The sequence below is a fragment of the Desemzia sp. C1 genome (assembly GCF_020882875.1).
Classification (GTDB): Bacteria; Bacillota; Bacilli; order Lactobacillales; family Carnobacteriaceae; genus Desemzia; species Desemzia incerta.
The window spans coordinates 1,052,934-1,070,960 of sequence record NZ_JAJIZP010000003.1 but is presented as its reverse complement, the minus strand read 5'-3'; the positions used below and the strand labels follow the sequence as shown (position 1 = coordinate 1,070,960).

The window sequence follows — 18,027 nt, the reverse complement described above, 5'->3', positions numbered from 1 at the left end:
AACACATAAGAAATCGTATTTCCTATCCGATGTTTTCTGTCATTATTCTAACTCAAAAGAATTAAGAATACAATCCAATATAGCGAACACTTGTTCAGTTTTGTTTATAGTTTAATTATTTTGCCACAAGACAAACTAAGCTAGCCAAAATATAATTGGTTCTATAATTTTTAGTGTTGGTGAAGAAAAATCACTAGCACTCTTTTTTGGCAAAAAAATAGAGACATGTGGAGATTTTCGATAGAATGAAGTTACTACACAACCACTCTAAAGGAGAATCTCACATGTCCTACTCTCATTCTATAAGAACTTCACTGAATTTGAAAGATATAAACATTCAATTTGAAAAAGAATTTTGTAAAGATATTCAGCTAAAAGAGCGGTCTGCTAAAGCTTTCTATGCTACATTAACTTACACACCTGAACGGTGTCCCAACTGCGGCATGAAGAAAAAAGAGTACTCTATTATCAAACATGGGTATAAAGAATCGCGCATTACCTTAAACAGTCCGACTCACTACCCTACTTATTTGTTTTTGAAAAAACAACGTTTTTTCTGTAAGCAATGTGCGTCTACCTTTTCTGCGGAAACAGACGAAGTGGCTCGTCATTGTTTTATTTCAAAGCAAACAAAACAGTCCATTGCGATTGAAGCAGCGGATAAAATTTCTGAAAAAGATTTGGCTAAACGGCACCATGTTAGTGTTGCATCCACCTCGAGAATCTTGGAGTTGTTAGGAAACCACTATAAATTGAATACCGAATGGCTTCCTGAGAACCTTTGTTTTGATGAATTTAAATCGGTCTCTAAGAAGTTAAGCTTTATTTATATGGACGCTGAAACGCACCAAGTACTCGATGTTCTCCCTGATAGAAAACTGACAACCTTACGGCTGCATTTTGGAAGATATGCTTACAAAACTCGGTTAAAGGTTAAAACTATCGTTATTGATATGAATGCACCTTATTTTACTTTAATCAACGAACTCTTTCCCAAGGCAAAAATCATTATTGACCCGTTTCATTTAGTCCAGCTCATCAGTCGCTCGATGAATCAAACAAGAGTAGCCTTAATGAACTCTTACCGAACCTCTGATGGAGAAGAGATGAAAAAGTATCGTAAGCTAAAAAACTACTGGCCGCTCGTCTTAAAAAAAGAGAAAAATCTTCATTCCTTTGACTACACTTACCAACGCTTATTCAAAGGAATGAAAACACAACGAGGAATTGTCGATTACTTATTGGATTTAGGAGACACCTTTAAGGTGACCTATGACTTTTATCAACGCCTATTATACGCCTTTGATAAGCAAGACTACGCCATGTTTAATGATTGTTTAAAATCAGCTCCTAAAGGGCTCTCCTCTTATATGAAAACTAGTTTACGAACGCTTAAAAAATACCAGATCTACGTAGAAAACACGTTTTCTTATCCCTTCACAAATGGACCGTTAGAAGGGACGAATAACAAAATCAAAGTATTGAAGCGAATTGCTTTTGGTTTTCGTCGTTTTACCAAGTTTAAAACCCGTATTCTTTTATCTTGTAATACGGTTCAAAAATAGCAATAGAGTATTCAAACGACTAGGTTTGAATACTCTATTGGATACTTCATTTTATTGAATTATTTTCTTACCAACACTATTTGACAAAGAGCCATATAATTTAGGCTAGCTTACTTAGTCTTACAATCCATTTATTCTATTTGCTATTCGGATACTACTCGAACCGTAATTTCCGCTACGACTTCAGGATGGATTTTAACATCCATTGTTTGAGTTCCTAACGAACGCATTGGAACATTCAGTTCAATTTTTCTTTTATCTAATTCAACGTTCAATTGGCTTTTAGCTGCCGAAGCAATTTGTTTTGTAGTTACTGATCCAAATAAGCGTCCATCATCAGCAGCTTTAGATTTGATTTCAATTACGTTTTCTTCTTTTTCTAGGAAAGCCTTCAGTTCTTTTGCTTCTTTTAAAATTTCAGCTTCCTGTTTCTCTTCAGCTTTTTTCTTTCCTTTTAACTCACTTACACTAGATGGCGTTGCTTCTTTAGCCAATCCTTTTTTGAAAAGAAAGTTAGAAGCATATCCGTTTGGAACTTCTTTTACTTCTCCTTTTTTTCCTTTACCTTTAACATCTTGTAGAAAAATTACTTTCATATTGTTGCATCCTCCTTGGTAGAATAATGTGCTAATATAGCCTCGTGAAGTTGCGTTCTAGCTTCACTGACTAAAGTATTTTCTAATTGAGTAGCTGCGTTGGATAAATGCCCTCCGCCGCCTAGTTCTTCCATGATTACTTGAACATTTATTTCTCCTAAGCTTCGAGCACTGATACCTATGCGATCATCTTGTCGTTTGAAGATAACAAAAGCCGCATCTACATTCGTCATAGAAAGCATTGTATCCGCAGTTTGCGCTGCTACTACTGTATCATACTTTTTGTTTTCTTCACCAGTAACAACTGCTATATTATCTGTCACAAATTCCATCGATTCTATCAAATGGCTGCGCAATAAGTACGTATCCGCATCTTCTTTTAATAATCGTTGGATTAGAACAGCATCTGCCCCACATGAACGAAGATAACTAGCAGCATCAAACGTTCTAGAACCCGTGCGTAAAGAGAAACTCTTAGTGTCTACTACGATTCCACCCAGCATAGCAGTAGCCTCAAGCTTAGTAATCGACTCTGCTTCTTGAGATTGGTATTCAAACAACTCTGTGACCAATTCAGCTGTCGACGAAGCATAAGGTTCTATATAAACCAACGCTGGATTATTTGGAAATTCTTCTCCTCGACGATGATGGTCAATGACCACTACTCTGTTTTTTTGCTTCAGTAAATTCGGAGCGATTCCCATAGATGGTCGATGGAAGTCGACTAAAATAATAAGTGTATTTTTTGTCATCATCTCTTCAGCTACTTCTGGTGTAATAATGTAACGGCTGATTTGATTGTCTGTTTCTATTTCTTCCAATAACTTTTCAATGTCATGACTGTATTGTTTTGGTTCAACTACTATCCAAGCTTCCTTATTATTCATTTGGGCGATTCTTCTAATCCCTAACGCAGAACCTATAGCATCCATGTCAGGATTCACATGCCCCATAACAACTACTTGATCAGCTTGTTTCATCAATTCTTGTAAAGCTTGACTAATCATCCGAGAGCGAACGCGTGTTCTCTTCTCCATTGGATTTGTCTTACCACCGTAATAACGCATTTCACCTGAAAGAGATTTGATTACCGCTTGGTCTCCACCACGACCTAAAGCTAAGTCCAAGTTGCTTTGAGCCAAACTAGCTAATTCATCTAAATTCTCATCTTCTTTATCTGCTTCAGTGTAGGCAACACCAATACTTAAAGTTAATGGAATATTCTGTTTAGACGTTTTTTCTCGTATTTGATCGAGTATACTAAAGTTCTCTTTTTCCATACGCTCTAAAGATTTACGATGCATAAATACGATAAAACGATCTTCAGATACACGCTTCAAGTAAATTCTGTGTTGTTTTGCCCAATTAGATAATTGAGTCGTAATGAAAGTATTGATACTAGAAATATTTCTATCCGTCATCCCTTGCACGATTTCATCGTAATTATCGACGAATATGTTTCCTAGAACAAACTTTTCATCCTGATACCTTTTTTTAATTTGACTGTACTCTGAAATATCCATCAAATAAATAACTTTGATGTCTTCTTGAATAATGATTCGATAACTCTTGTCTCCCCACACGATCGTGGATGCATTATCCGCATAACTTTTTTGAATCAGTTGATTCAATTCTTCATCGATTTCCTCAATTTTCTTCCCTAATACTTCTTCTTGATATCCTATATGAGATTGAAAATAGGGGTTTGTCCACTGAACTTTATATTCTTCATCAAATAAAATAATACCAATGGGCATTTTAATTAAGGCTTCTTGCTCACCACGTTTAATGCGATAAGAAAGATCTTCGATATATTTATTGATTTTTTCAATCAATCGTTGTGAAAAAACATAAAGTAAAGATAAGAAAACAAGAAAAATTATAAGCATGACAAGTCCTATGCTGATATTAGAAAAAAACCCTAATATAATAATAACCAATTGCATCAAGATTAATACTCCTACAGATATCTTAACGTTCTCGTTTTTTAAAAATTGAGGGAGTTTTTCATCTGTTAGTTTGCTTTTCATTTATAACTCCTTTTCCTTTTCATCTCTGTTTGCCGCTCCATTCTATTCTACCATTTATCGAATTAAGATACTAGAACGTTTATACAGTCTCTAAGGCTTCTCACTCTTAGGAATCAGCCCACTACTCCTCCTTAGAATCTCAGCTTAATCTTTACCAGCAGTTATTGTTTCATATAATTTCTTACTCAAATGTTTCACATGAAACATTTGAGTACAAAAATTAAAAAGACCGTGAAAGTGTAAGCTCACGGTCTTTAATACAGTTTGTTTTTATTCAGCTGTAACGAATGGTAATAATCCCATAACACGTGCACGTTTGATAGCTTTAGTCAACTTACGTTGGTTTTTAGCATATGTTCCAGTTACACGACGAGGTAAAATTTTACCACGCTCTGAGATAAATCTTTTTAGAAGTTCGACATCTTTGTAATCTACTTTTTCAATGTGATTAGCAGCAAAGAAATCAACTTTACGGCGCTTACGTCCGCCTCTGCGTTGTTGAGCCATTTCATTTCCTCCTTTAATTATCGATTATTAGAACGGTAAATCATCATCAGAGATATCAATAGGTTGTCCGCTTGATTCAAAAGGATCAGAGCTTCCAAAGTTTTGATAGTCTTTTGCAGGAGTTTGTTGGGATTGTGATCTATTCTGATTAGTATTAAAAGAATTAAAGTTTTTAGAAGAAGGCGCTGATCCATTGTCCTCTACTCGTCGTTGATCTGTAACAGATTTCGGTTCAAGCATTGAAAAATTATCTACTACTACTTCAGTAACATAAACTCTTTGACCTTGTTGATTATCGTAAGACCGTGTTTGAATACGACCCTCTACACCAACTAATGATCCTTTTTTAGTGAAATTTGCTAACGTTTCAGCAGTTTTTCTCCAAGCAACACAGTTGATGAAGTCTGCTTCACGTTCTCCACTTTGATTAGTGAATTGTCTATTTACAGCTACTGTAAAAGAAGCAACAGCTGTTCCATTAGACGTATATCGTAAATCTGCATCTTTAGTCATTCTTCCAACTAACACAACATTATTAATCACTACATCCGCTCCCTTCAAATTGTTTCACGTGAAACAATTAAATTAGTCGTCTTCTCTAACGATCATATGGCGTAAGATATTTTCATTAATCTTAGCTAAGCGATCAAATTCATTGATAGCCGCTGCATCTGAAGAAGTTAAATGTACGAGACGGTATAAACCTTCTCTGTAACCTTTAATTTCGTATGCTAAACGACGTTTCGCCCAGTCTTTAGATTCTGTTACCTCAGCACCATTATCTTTTAAAATGTTATCGAAGCGTTCTACTAAAGCTGTTTTTTCAGCCTCATCGATATTAGGACGGATAATGTATAAAATTTCGTATTTTGCTGTTTGACTCATCTTGACTGTCACCTCCTTGTGGACTTTGGCCCTTTTTTTGCAAAAAGAGCAAGGAGAGTATTCTAACGAGTAGATTACTCACGTCTAATTAGTATATAGCTTTTTTTGCCAATTGTCAATATTTTTGTCAGATTGTTTCTTTTTTATTTTTTGTCAAAAAAAAGATACTAGAGATTTTCTCTAGTACCTTTTTTGAGACGATTAAATTTTTAAAACTGACTTTTAATCTTCTGTTTCACTATCCAATTCATTGATAATTTCTGCATCTTCTACTTCTATTTCCACTTCATCAGCAACTTCTGGACTAATTTCAGTATCTGTATTCAATTCAGAAAGTACTTCTTCCTCTTCTTCTGGTTCAACTTTCGCCATTGAAGAAACTAGAACACCTTCTGCTAGACGCATCAAACGAACTCCTAAAGTTGAGCGGCCGGTTTGAGAGATCGTTCCCGCACCGATACGAATAATGATTCCAGAATTCGTGATCAGCATGATGTCTTCTTCCCCATTAACAGTCGTCAAACCAACTAATTTACCATTTTTCTCTGTAATGTTAGCCGTTTTAACACCTTTTCCGCCGCGTCCGCGAATAGCATATTCACTTGCAGCTGTACGTTTACCATAACCATTTTCAGTAATGACCAACACTTCTGAATCGTCTTTCAACAGATCCATCCCTACAACGAAATCATTTTCAGCTACACGGATACCGCGGACTCCTCGTGCTGTACGTCCCATATTTCTAACTTTACTTTCATGGAAACTTACCGCTAAACCTTCGTGTGTTCCGATAATGATGTTTTGATTTCCATCTGTTACCGATACTTTCATCAATTCATCATCTTCGTTTAACGAAATTGCTCTTAAACCATTACTGCGGATATTGGCAAATTCAGTAACAGACGTTCTCTTAACAGTTCCTTTTCGAGTAGTAAAGAACAGATATAGACCTTCTTCAGCTTCTCCTCGAACGTTAATAACCGCTTGAATGCTTTCTCCAGAATCTATTCCCAATAAGTTGATAGCTGGGATACCTTTGGCTGTACGACCGTATTCTGGGATTTCATAAGCTTTAGAACGGTATACTTTTCCTTTATTGGTAAAGAACAGCAAAGTATCATGCGTTGAACATGAAACAAGTGTTTCAATAAAGTCATCATCGTTTACGCCCATACCTTGAACGCCTCGACCGCCTCGATTTTGGATTTTGAATTCAGAACTTGCCAAACGTTTTACATATCCTTTATTTGTCAATGTAATTACGACATTTTCTTCTTCGATCAAGTCTTCATCTTCAATACTTAACAATTCTCCGACTAGTAATTCAGTACGGCGTGCATCTCCATGTTTTTCTTGAACGTCAGCTAATTCTTCTTTGATGATTTGGTGAACTCGTTCAGGTCTAGCTAATATATCAGTCAAATCTGCAATCAAAGCAGATAAGTCTAAGTATTCGCCTTCGATTTTTTCACGTTCCAAACCAGTTAAACGAACCATACGCATATCTAATATTGCTTGAGCTTGTTTCTCAGATAAACCAAAACGACTGATCAATGTTTCTTTAGCCAAATCAGCTGTTTGTGAGCCACGAATAATAGAAATGATCTCATCAATATGATCTAACGCGATTCTTAAACCTTCTAAAATATGCGCTCTTGCTTCTGCTTTTCGCTTGTCAAAAGCTGTTCTTCTGCGGATAACGATTTCTTGGTGTTTTAAATACTCTTCTAAAATGCTCTTCAAGCCTAATACTTTAGGCTCTCCATTAACGATAGCCAGCATGTTGAATCCAAAAGAAGTTTGTAAAGAAGTCATTTTGTACAAGTTGTTTAAAACTACGCTGGCACTGACGTCTCTGCGCACATCGATGACAATCCGCATTCCGTCACGGTCTGATTCGTCACCCAAATCTGTAATACCTTCTAAACGTTTGTCACGAGCTAATTCAGCAATTTTTGCCACTAATCTCGCTTTATTGACCATGTAAGGAATTTCAGAAACAATGATTCGTTCTTTTCCGTTTTTCAATGTTTCAATATCTACTTTAGCTCGTAAAGTAATCGAACCTTTACCAGTTTCATAAGCTTTTCTGATACCTGATTTTCCTATAACCAATCCACCTGTTGGAAAATCTGGTCCAGGAACAGCTTCCATCAAATCAGCTGTTGTAGCTTCAGGGTTATCCATTAATATTTGTAATCCTGAAATGATTTCCGCTAAGTTGTGCGGCGGAATATTCGTTGCCATACCAACTGCGATACCTGTGGCACCATTAACCAGCAAGTTTGGAAAACGAGCCGGCAAGATTTCAGGTTCACGTTCTGAACCATCATAGTTGTCGATAAAGTCAACGGTATCTTTATTCAAATCACGCAACATTTCCATAGCAACTTTAGATAAACGGGCTTCCGTATAACGCATAGCTGCCGCTCCGTCTCCATCCACTGAACCAAAGTTTCCGTGTCCATCTACTAAAGGAGTACGGTAACTAAAGTCTTGGGACATCCGAACCATTGATTCATAAATGGCGCTATCTCCATGGGGATGATATTTCCCCATAACGTCCCCAACAATACGAGCCGATTTTTTATAAGCTTTATCCGGTGTTACCCCTAATTCGCTCATACCGTACAAAATACGACGGTGTACAGGTTTTAATCCATCACGAACATCTGGTAATGCTCTGGCTACGATAACACTCATCGCATAATCAAGGAAAGACTTACGCATCTCTTTCGATAGATTAATGTCTTCTACTTTTCCATCATATTGATTTTCTACCAATTCTTTTCATCCTCCTTGATTAAATGTCTAGGTTTTGAACATATTTAGCGTTGTCTTCAATAAATTCTCGTCTTGGTTCTACCCGGTCTCCCATTAACATATCCAATACTTTGTCTGCATCTGCTGCATCTTCAACCGTTACACGAAGCATTCTTCTGTTGTCAGGGTTCATAGTTGTATCCCATAATTGCTCAGCATCCATTTCTCCAAGACCTTTATACCGTTGAATACCAGGTTTAGGACTTGCAGGAATACTTGCCAAGTAGTTTTCCAACTCTTCATCACTATCTAAATAAGCTACTTTTTTACCTTGTTTTACTTGATACAAAGGCGGTTGAGCAATATAGACATATCCAGCTTCAACAACTGGACGCATGAAGCGGTAGAACAATGTTAGCAATAACGTACGGATATGAGCGCCATCGACGTCCGCATCGGTCATGATCACTAACTTGTGGTAACGTGCTTTAGCGACATCAAACTCTTCTCCAAAACCTGTTCCCATAGCTGTAAATAACGAACGAATCTCTTCGTTTGCTAAAATGCGGTCTAGTGAAGCTTTTTCAACGTTCAATATTTTCCCACGAATCGGTAAAATAGCTTGAAAAATACGTGAGCGTCCTTGTTTAGCAGAACCTCCAGCTGAATCTCCCTCAACGATGAATAACTCACTGATTTCTGGATTTTTGCTTGAGCAGTCTGCTAATTTACCAGGCAAGTTGCTGATTTCCAATCCACTCTTCTTACGTGTTACTTCACGCGCACGTTTTGCAGCAAGGCGCGCTTTTGCAGCCAGTAATCCTTTATCCACGATTTTCTTAGCTACTTGCGGGTTTTCCATCAAGAAGCGGTCAAAATGTGTAGAGAATAAACGGTCTGTAATCGTACGTGCTTCAGAGTTCCCTAATTTAGTCTTCGTTTGTCCTTCAAATTGCGGATCCGGATGTTTGATCGAAACGACAACCGTCAAGCCTTCTCTAACGTCATCTCCGCTTAAGTTGTCTTCGTTTTCTTTCATCAATTTATTTTTACGCGCATAGTCATTCACTACACGAGTCAAAGCTGTTTTAAACCCAGATTCGTGAGTTCCGCCTTCGTAAGTATGGATGTTATTTGCAAAACTCATTAAGTTCGCATGGTATCCATCTGTATGTTGCATAGCTACTTCGACGGTGATTCCTTCTTGTTCGCCTTCTAAGAAAATAGGCTCAGAATAGAGTGTTTCCTTATTTTCGTTTAAGAACTCAACGTAACTCTTGATTCCGCCTTCGTAAAAATACTCCAGCTTTTCTTGTTTTGGATTGCGCTTGTCTTCGATCGAAATAGACAAACCACGGTTCAAGAATGCTAATTCTCGAACACGAACAGCCAATTTATTAAAGTCAAAAGTAGTCGTTTCTTTAAAGATCTGCGGGTCAGGCGTAAAGTGAACAGTAGTACCATGACGATCCGTTTCGCCAACTACCTCTAATTCACTCATAACTTTTCCTCTTGCAAATGATAAATGATATTTTTTTCTATCTTTGTGAATGTATACTTCCAGCGCTGAAGACAAAGCATTAACTACAGAAGACCCTACACCATGCAGTCCTCCTGAAACTTTGTACCCTCCGCCGCCGAATTTCCCACCAGCATGCAAGATAGTAAATACTGTTTCAACAGCAGGACGTCCAGTCTTTTCTTGGATATCTACTGGAATCCCACGTCCATTATCTTCAACGGTGATGCTTTCATCGACTTCTATAGTGACGCTGATTTGATCAGCAAATCCAGCTAAAGCTTCATCAATTGAGTTGTCTACGATTTCCCATACTAAGTGGTGCAATCCTTCGCTGCTTGTTGAGCCGATATACATCCCAGGACGTTTACGTACAGCTTCTAGTCCCTCTAAAACTTGAATTTGACTCGCATTATAATCTTTAGCTAACTCATCTCTGCTTCTTATTTCCTCTGCCACTCTTATTCACTCTCCATTTCTACTTGTCCGTGATCAATGTTAAATACTCTTGGAGCTTCGATCAGGTTTTTCTCAATGCCATCCAGACTTGTAGTGGTTAAAAAAGTTTGGACTTTATTTTGAATCGCCTTTAATAAATGTGTTTGTCTACTGTCATCTAACTCTGATAAAACGTCATCCAGCAGCAATACTGGATATTCTCCAGTCATTTCTTGCATCAAATTGATCTCTGCTAATTTCACGCTGAGAGCTGTCGTTCGTTGCTGACCTTGAGATCCGTATGTTTGGACGTTTTTTTCGTTCACATAAAATTTCAAATCATCGCGGTGCGGCCCAGTGAGTGTTGTACGCTGTTCCAATTCTCTCGTTTTATTTGCTTTGTAGGCGTCCATTAAATTCAAGTAATTTGAATCCTTATCAGTGGGATTATCTAACTGAATATTCGAGTGGTACTGAATCTCTAATACCTCTTTTTGCTTAGAGATCTCTTGGTGGATGGGCTGTGCCCAGTTTTGCAATTGCTCCACAAATAAAAAACGCTCCGCTAAAATCGAAGCACCATGGACAGCCACTTGTTCAGTTAACACCTCTAAAAATGTTAAATCAGACGCTTGTTTCATACTGAGTTGTTTCAAATATAAATTTCGAGATTTTAAAACATGCTGATACTCTACTAAATGGTGAAGATACACTGGACTCATTTGGCCTAATTCCATATCTACAAATTTTCTTCGCACAGAAGGCGATCCTTTGACCAAAGATAAATCTTCTGGCGCAAATAAAATCACATTTAAATTCCCAATATATGAACTCAATTTCTTTTGTTCTAAGTGATTTAATCGCGCTTGTTTGCCTTTTTTAGACAGCACGATTTCCAACGGGAAAGAAGAGTTCTTTTTTTGAACTCTGCCGCTGATTTTAGCAAAATCTTTTTCCCATTGGATCAATTCTTTATCACTGGAAGTTCGATGACTTCTGGCCATAGCCAAAACATAGATAGCTTCCATCAAATTCGTTTTCCCTTGGGCATTTTCTCCCAAAAAAACGTTGATACCATCTGAAAATTGCACTTCTGCATCGTGGTAATTGCGATAATTAGTCAGTTTCATGTCTTTTATGAACATTAGCGCGTTTCCTCAGAAGTATCCTCTGAAGTTTCTTTTTGGATAAAGTAAGTTCCTTCTCCTGGAATTTCAACGATTGATCCTGGATAAAGTTTTTTACCTCTGCGATTTTCCAACTCATCGTCCAGATATACAGTATTTTCAGCTAAAAAATGCTTCGCCATCCCTCCACTGGAAATGATGTCAACGCGTTTCAATAACTGGCCAAGTGTAATAAAATCTTCGTCTATTAAAATTGTTTCTTTCATCGTTTCACCTGCTTTTCAATAAAATAAGCGTGGAACGTAAAAAATCCACGCATATCTCTTTATGTCTTACTACTATTATACTCTTTTTTTAGGTATTTTACAAATTTATCTTAAAATAAGCACGTTTCTTTCGATTTTTGTTAAAAACGATGGAAATTGCCAAAAAGACTAAAAATAGCTAGAAACGGAAAATTTGCCTATATAAAACCACTTGCATAAAAAAACACTGTTTGAGATGAATTGTCTCAAACAGTGTTTTAATCTTGATTTAATTTTTAAAATGTTCGAACAGGTGTAATCAATTGAACAAATTCTTTTCCATCTTCAGAAGGTACAATGACAAATGGACGGATTGGCGAAGTGAATTTCACTAAAATATCGGATTGCCCAAATGTACGTAACGCATCTTTCATATAGTCCGGATTAAAGGACAATTCAATTTCTTCTCCTTGGAAAGATTGGAAATGAATTTCTTCTTGTACATTTCCAATTTCAGGAGAATTTCCAGAAATTTCCACTTTATCTTTTGAGACAGACAATTTGACCACGTTGTTTTTACCTTCATGAGATAGTAATGAAGCACGTTCGATTGAACCTAATAATGATGTAGCGTTAAATACTACGCTGGTAGAGCTGGTATCCGGAATCAATCGTTGAGTTTCAGGATAAATTCCTTCCAGTAAACGAGTGTAGAAATACAAGTTTTCTGTTTTAAACAAAACTTGGTTTTCTGTGATCATCATTTCTGCAGTTTCTGCATCCTCTTCTAGAATTTTTGCTAATTCAATCAAACTTTTTCCAGGGATGATAATTTTATATTTTTGTCGAGCTTGTTCTTCACTCATCTCCAAAGGAATGATTCGTTGACTTAAACGGTGGCTATCAGTAGCTACAGCTGACAAAGTATTGTTTTCAATCACAATATTCACACCAGTTAAGATAGGACGGCTTTCATGCGTTGATGTTGCAATAACCGTTTGAGAAATCACTTGTTTGAACAAGTTAACATTCAAAATAAAAGATTCATTGCTGTCAATGACAGGCAAATGTGGATAATTGTTTGGATCTAATCCATTGATCGTAAATGAAGCTGATGCTGATGTGATCAATGTTTGGAAATGATCCAGTACTTCAATCGTCATTTTGTCATCAGGTAGTTTACGGACGATTTCGTTGAAGAAACGAGCTTGTAAAATAATCCCGCCAGTTTCCATAATTTCTAATTGATTTTTTTCGTCTTCAACAGGGATAAAGGCTTCGATTGAAATATCTGAGTCGCTACCTGTTAATGTAAGTCCTTCATTATTCGCAATAATTTTTACACCCGTTAGGATAGGAATTGTCGTTTTAGATGAAATAGCTCTTTGAACATCTGCTAAGCTGTTTAAAAAAGCACTTCGATTGATTGTAAACTTCATAAAATGAACCTCCGACTGTTTATTTTTAATAGAGTAATTACTTTAGTAATAGTAGTAGGGCTTGTTGATACTGTGGAAAACAAAAACCAACTCAAGAAACACAAGGTTTTCCACATGTTGATAACCTGTGGAAAGTTTTGGGAAAACATCTCGAGTTATACACAGTGGATAATCAGCTAAAAGTTTTTTTCAGTTCACTGATTTCTTTTTTCAGTTGATCATTTGTTGTCAAAGCTTGGGCAATTTTCTCATAAGCATGAATAACGGTCGTATGATCTTTCCCGCCAAATTCAGCTCCTATTTTAGGTAGAGATGAAGATGTCAATTCTCTTGATAAGTACATTGCGATTTGACGCGGCACTACGATAGATTTTACCCGCTTCTTACCTTTTAAATCGATCATAGAGATTTGGTAGTATTTGCTGACAGCTGCTTGGATATCTTTGATCGTGATGGTTGTTGGTTTTGAAGAAGGCAGCATACTTTTCAGTGCATCAGCAGCTAAACTTGTAGTAATTTCACGACTTTCAATGGCTGCATAAGCTTGTACGCGTACTAAAGCTCCTTCAAGTTCTCGAATATTTGAATCGATTTGTCCAGCAATGTAGCTCAATGTATCATCAGGAATTTCCAATCTTTCTGCATTAGCTTTTTTACGCAAGATCGCAATTCTTGTTTCTAGATCCGGCGGTGTGATATCGACTGACAAGCCCCAAGCAAAACGGGATACTAACCGTTCCTGCAATTTAGGAATCTCGTTTGGCAAACGATCACTTGTCAAAACGATTTGTTTTCGATCATCGTATAATGCGTTAAAAGTATGGAAAAACTCTTCTTGTGTTCCCTCTTTATCTGCGAAAAATTGAATATCATCGACCAATAACAAATCGACGCTTCGATATTCTTGTCGAAATTTTTCTTGTGTTTTGTTTTGAATGGAATTGATAAAATCATTCGCAAAAGTTTCGCTACTGACATATTTTACTTTTGCATCAGGGTTTAATAACAACATTTGGTGTCCGATGGCATGCATCAAATGGGTTTTTCCTAATCCAACTCCTCCATAGAAGAATAGCGGATTGTATATTGTTCCTGGTTCTTCCGCTACAACAAGAGCTGCCGCGTGGGCCATTTGATTCCCTTTTCCAATAACAAACGTATCAAAAGTATATTTATCATTTAAAAAAGCATTCTTTTTAAATGGATTTTTCTGTTCCATTGCTGAAGATGGTGATTTTTTTTGTGCTGCTATGGCTTCTTCTTCATTTTTGATCACAAAAATAGGCGACAACTCTTGACCAGAAAATTCGTAAATATTTTCTACGATTCTAGTTGTCAAATTATTTTCCCAATATTCTTTGTGCAATGAAGAAGGAACTTCAACAATTAAATGCTGATCTGTTACTCGGATAGGATTTGCAGATTCAATCCAAGTATCATAACTTACTTTAGAAAGTGAATCTTTAAATCGTTCTTTTAAGTAGTTCCATAAAGAATGTAATTCATCCAACCGAAATCCTCCCTTTATCTATAATGTGTTAGACAAAAACTTTATTGATATCATAATTATGCTCTGTAAAATAATATTCCTCTTATTGTCTATGCGTTTGCTTGTTGATAACTATTTGAAAAATTCAGCAAACAGGATAATCATCACTCAGTTCTATTTTTTATGAGTGTCTGTTTTATTTTAGCACGATAAATAAAAGTTTTCCACAAGTACTTTCCACCTGTTGAAAATATATCCAAAGGCAGTGCATAAACTTATCCACATGCTAAAAAAAGAATGTGGGTAACCTGAAAAAGATTTTTTAATCCAAAACAAATTGTGGATAAAAATGCAAAAAAGATACTTTAGTACCAGTGGTTACGAGAGTTATCCACAAGCGAGAAGGGTCGGTGGATAGAAAGAATAAACAGTGTGTTAGTTTGTGGATAAACACGGGAAAAGCCAGTGGAGAAGAAATTAGAAAAAAATTAGGAAAAAACCAAAAGGGGATAAGAATTTGACACTGTGGATAACTTAAGGTGGTGTCTGAGAGTATTTTGCAGGCTAAGTTATTTAGATAAAAGAAAATTTTTTAAGAGATAAAATAGAAAATTCTGTTGAGAAAAGATTGTGCGCCATCAAACAAGTTCATGTTAATTGGAGCACAATCTAAAACTGGATTTTTGAAAGAAGTCTTCATATAGCTATGTGGAATTTAATAATGTCAGCGAAATGAAGACAATAGGATAGTAATGCTAGCGAACTTAGAAGAATTGGTTTGAAATTGTGGATGAGGTCAATTATGGTGATCCGAAATTTAAGGGTGGAAGAGCTACATGTTGTTTTAAGGAGGAATAAACCAGTCAAAAAGCAATAATTTAGACGTTTTTCAATTTTATTCATACTCTATTCCACAAAAAAAGAACAAATAACAAGAAAAAAACAAAAAGTTGTTTTATGTTTTTCCCATTTATGGTATGATATTTTAGTGAATGATTTAGATTGGGTGATTGTGGCTTGACAAGTCTGGTTTTTATCATTAAAATGTTCAAGACTGTCTTTATAAATTCCCAACCCATTTTAAGAAAGATAGTTTTTCAGGAGGTGTAACACGCATGAAAAGAACTTACCAACCTAAAAAGCGTAAACGTCAAAAAGTACATGGTTTCCGTAAACGTATGAGTACAAAAAATGGACGTAATGTATTGCAAAGTAGACGCCGCAAAGGCAGAAAAGTATTGTCTGCATAAGATCACTGACCGTCTCAGTGGTCTTTTTTTTCTATTTAAATTCAAATAAAAAATTTTCTTTATTGAAGAAAATTCGATAAAAAAGTGTTATAAAGATGAGGTATAGATATCATGAGGAAAGCGTATCGTGTAAAAAAAGAAGCTGAATTTCAAAAAGTCTTTCATCACGGGAAATCCACAGCAAATCGTCAATTTGTTGTTTACGTGTTAACTAAAGAAAATCAACCTCATTTTAGAGTAGGCATTTCTGTTGGGAAAAAAGTAGGGAATGCAGTGACGAGAAACTATGTCAAACGAAGAATCCGCCAAAGTCTTACAGAACTAAAAGCAGATTTGAAAACAGACAAAGATTTCATCATTATAGCGCGTAAACCTACAGCAGATATGTCGATGAGTGAAATAAAGAAAAGTTTAATTCACGTTCTAAAATTAGCCAAAATGTTAGACAAGTAACAATTTTTTTATAAGAGCGGAGGAAAAAAAGCGTGAAAAAGCGTAAGCGATTACTTCTTTTATTAGGAATGTTAGCATTAACAGTAGTTTTAGCAGCCTGTGGTACAGGTCCAATAAACAATGAAAGTACAGGTTTTTTTGATCGATATATTATTTATAACTTTTCGCAAGTTATCATTTGGTTGTCTAACTTACTAGGCGGAAATTACGGGATAGGGATCATTGCTTTTACGTTGATCATTAGAATTATTCTGTTACCTCTTACTTATTACCAAACAAAGAGCAGTCGTAAAATGACGGATGTTCAACCACAGCTGAAAGCTTTACAAGAAGAGTATTCTTCTAAAGATGCTGAAACACAAGAAAAACTACGAGCTGCAACTTCTGAATTATATCAAGAAGCAGGAGTCAATCCAGCAGCAGGTTGTTTACCGCTATTGGTTCAAATGCCTGTATTAATCGCATTGTATCAAGCGATCAGTCGTACCGAAGTGTTGAGATCAGGAGATTTCTTATGGGCAAACTTGGGATCACCGGATCCATATTTTGTTTTCCCTGTCTTAGCAGCGATTTTAACTTTAGCAACTTCTAAATTATCAAGCATGAGTCAAGAAGGATCGAATCCTACTATGGCGATCATGACTTACATGATGCCGATCATGATTTTATTCATTAGTATCTCGTTGCCGAGTGCGGTTTCCTTATACTTTGTAGTAAGTAATGGATTCTCTGTTCTGCAAACACTGGTTTTAAATAATCCATTTAAAATTAAAAGAGAACGTCGTGAAAAAGAAGAAGCTGAAAGACAACGTGAAAAAGATCGTCAACGAGCTTTGAAATTGGCTCAAAAAACGAAACGTAACGTAAAGAAAAAATAATCTCTAAACAGTTATGCATTCATTATAAATATCTAACAGTTCTGAACGGAGGATAGAAATGGATAAATACACCGCAAAAGCTCCTACTGTGAAAGAAGCGATCGAAAAAGCTTTACGCACTTTAGGAGTGAAGAGAGAAGAAGCTTCCATTGAAGTTATTGAAGAAGGAAAAAAAGGGTTTCTCGGATTTGGTCAAAAAGATGCAGTTGTGAAGGTCACTAAAAATATTGCGACTGAAGCAAAACAAGTTCCGGCTGCACCAATAGAACTGGAACCAGCAGAAGAAGTCGAACAGGCGAGACCTGATTTTTCTCCTAGAAAAGAAGAGTATCAAGCTGTTCAAGAAGATTCTGAAGAAGCTGGAACTAGAAATGATGAAGAAGCTATAGATTTAGTAGCTGATTATCTGACTAATATAGCTGAAACATTAGGAGCTCCTGCTTCCATTAAGGTAGAACAGCAAGATAAACAAGTGGTCTTTAACTTAGATGCCGAGAAAGCTGGAGTATTGATTGGAAAGCATGGAAAAGTATTGAATGCATTGCAATCTTTAGCCCAAGTTTTGCTCCATAGGCATGCAAAATCAAAAATGGTTGCTATAGTGAATATCGGCGACTATCGAGAACGACGAGAAGCTATTCTAAAACGGTTAGCAGAAAGAACAGCTGCTAAAGTGAAAGAAACCAATCAGCCGGTATTTTTAGAACCTATGCCAGCTTTTGAAAGAAAAGTGATCCATTTTTATCTGAGTCAAGATACTTGGGTGACGACTCATTCAGAAGGAAGAGAACCTCATCGTTATTTAGTAGTCGAACCATCAGAGAAACAAATTTAATCTTTAAA

At 36.4% G+C, this 18,027-nt stretch carries 16 protein-coding genes; 5 read left to right on the top strand and 11 right to left on the bottom strand.

Translation table 11 applies throughout. From position 1 onward, the window contains the following. Positions 1-284: 284 nt before the first annotated feature. Entirely contained in the window at positions 285-1,565 is a 1,281-nt protein-coding gene (locus LMF32_RS05640; RefSeq protein ID WP_230524118.1) for an ISL3 family transposase, read from the top strand. Between the two features lie 143 nt (positions 1,566-1,708). Here the strand turns inward: LMF32_RS05640 and rplI are convergent, their stop codons facing one another. From rplI to dnaA, 11 genes are all read right to left on the bottom strand, one after another. Then, complete coding sequence (rplI, locus tag LMF32_RS05635) at positions 1,709-2,161, bottom strand: 50S ribosomal protein L9 (RefSeq protein ID WP_092480419.1); 453 nt, start codon at positions 2,159-2,161, stop codon at positions 1,709-1,711. Continuing rightward, a complete protein-coding gene (locus LMF32_RS05630; RefSeq protein WP_230524117.1) occupies positions 2,158-4,191 on the bottom strand; it encodes a DHH family phosphoesterase in 2,034 nt (677 codons plus the stop codon). Before LMF32_RS05630 ends, rplI begins: the two co-directional genes overlap by 4 nt. Positions 4,192-4,461: 270 nt before the next feature. Further along, positions 4,462-4,698 carry a 30S ribosomal protein S18 gene (gene rpsR, locus LMF32_RS05625; protein ID WP_092480421.1) on the bottom strand — a complete coding sequence of 79 codons (237 nt, stop codon included), beginning with the start codon at positions 4,696-4,698 and terminating at the stop codon, positions 4,462-4,464. Between the two features lie 27 nt (positions 4,699-4,725). Further along, a complete protein-coding gene (ssb, locus tag LMF32_RS05620) occupies positions 4,726-5,241 on the bottom strand; it encodes a single-stranded DNA-binding protein (RefSeq protein ID WP_092480422.1) in 516 nt (171 codons plus the stop codon). Positions 5,242-5,283: 42 nt separating this feature from the next. After that, positions 5,284-5,583, bottom strand: a complete 300-nt coding sequence (gene rpsF / locus LMF32_RS05615; protein WP_092480423.1) for a 30S ribosomal protein S6 — start codon at positions 5,581-5,583, stop codon at positions 5,284-5,286. 222 nt (positions 5,584-5,805) lie between these two features. Beyond that, positions 5,806-8,367, bottom strand: a complete 2,562-nt coding sequence (gyrA, locus tag LMF32_RS05610; protein WP_278046270.1) for a DNA gyrase subunit A — start codon at positions 8,365-8,367, stop codon at positions 5,806-5,808. Positions 8,368-8,386: 19 nt separating this feature from the next. After that, positions 8,387-10,324, bottom strand: a complete 1,938-nt coding sequence (gene gyrB, locus LMF32_RS05605) for a DNA topoisomerase (ATP-hydrolyzing) subunit B (protein WP_092480424.1) — start codon at positions 10,322-10,324, stop codon at positions 8,387-8,389. Positions 10,325-10,326: 2 nt separating this feature from the next. After that, positions 10,327-11,448, bottom strand: coding sequence for a DNA replication/repair protein RecF (gene recF / locus LMF32_RS05600; protein ID WP_092480425.1), 1,122 nt, complete (start codon positions 11,446-11,448; stop codon positions 10,327-10,329). Continuing rightward, positions 11,448-11,696 carry a S4 domain-containing protein YaaA gene (gene yaaA, locus LMF32_RS05595; RefSeq protein ID WP_092480426.1) on the bottom strand — a complete coding sequence of 83 codons (249 nt, stop codon included), beginning with the start codon at positions 11,694-11,696 and terminating at the stop codon, positions 11,448-11,450. The genes recF and yaaA overlap by 1 nt, the downstream gene beginning before the upstream one ends. A 275-nt stretch (positions 11,697-11,971) precedes the next feature. Continuing rightward, positions 11,972-13,114, bottom strand: coding sequence for a DNA polymerase III subunit beta (gene dnaN / locus LMF32_RS05590; protein ID WP_230524116.1), 1,143 nt, complete (start codon positions 13,112-13,114; stop codon positions 11,972-11,974). 172 nt (positions 13,115-13,286) lie between these two features. Further along, positions 13,287-14,624: a chromosomal replication initiator protein DnaA gene (gene dnaA / locus LMF32_RS05585; protein WP_092480428.1), complete on the bottom strand. Its 1,338-nt coding sequence runs from the start codon at positions 14,622-14,624 to the stop codon at positions 13,287-13,289. Positions 14,625-15,718: 1,094 nt separating this feature from the next. On the opposite strand from dnaA, the gene rpmH reads away from it, so the two are divergent. The 4 genes from rpmH (at position 15,719) to jag (ending at position 18,019) form a co-directional block, all read left to right on the top strand. Then, positions 15,719-15,853, top strand: a complete 135-nt coding sequence (rpmH, locus tag LMF32_RS05580; RefSeq protein WP_007725519.1) for a 50S ribosomal protein L34 — start codon at positions 15,719-15,721, stop codon at positions 15,851-15,853. A gap of 111 nt (positions 15,854-15,964) precedes the next feature. After that, the gene (gene rnpA, locus LMF32_RS05575) at positions 15,965-16,306 is read left to right on the top strand and encodes a ribonuclease P protein component (protein WP_092480429.1); all 342 of its coding nucleotides are present in this window, start codon (positions 15,965-15,967) and stop codon (positions 16,304-16,306) included. Between the two features lie 32 nt (positions 16,307-16,338). Next, entirely contained in the window at positions 16,339-17,184 is an 846-nt protein-coding gene (gene yidC / locus LMF32_RS05570) for a membrane protein insertase YidC (protein ID WP_092480430.1), read from the top strand. A 58-nt stretch (positions 17,185-17,242) separates the two neighbouring features. Beyond that, positions 17,243-18,019 (top strand): RNA-binding cell elongation regulator Jag/EloR, encoded by a 777-nt coding sequence (gene jag / locus LMF32_RS05565; RefSeq protein ID WP_230524115.1) that lies wholly within the window; start codon positions 17,243-17,245, stop codon positions 18,017-18,019. Positions 18,020-18,027 lie beyond the last annotated feature (8 nt).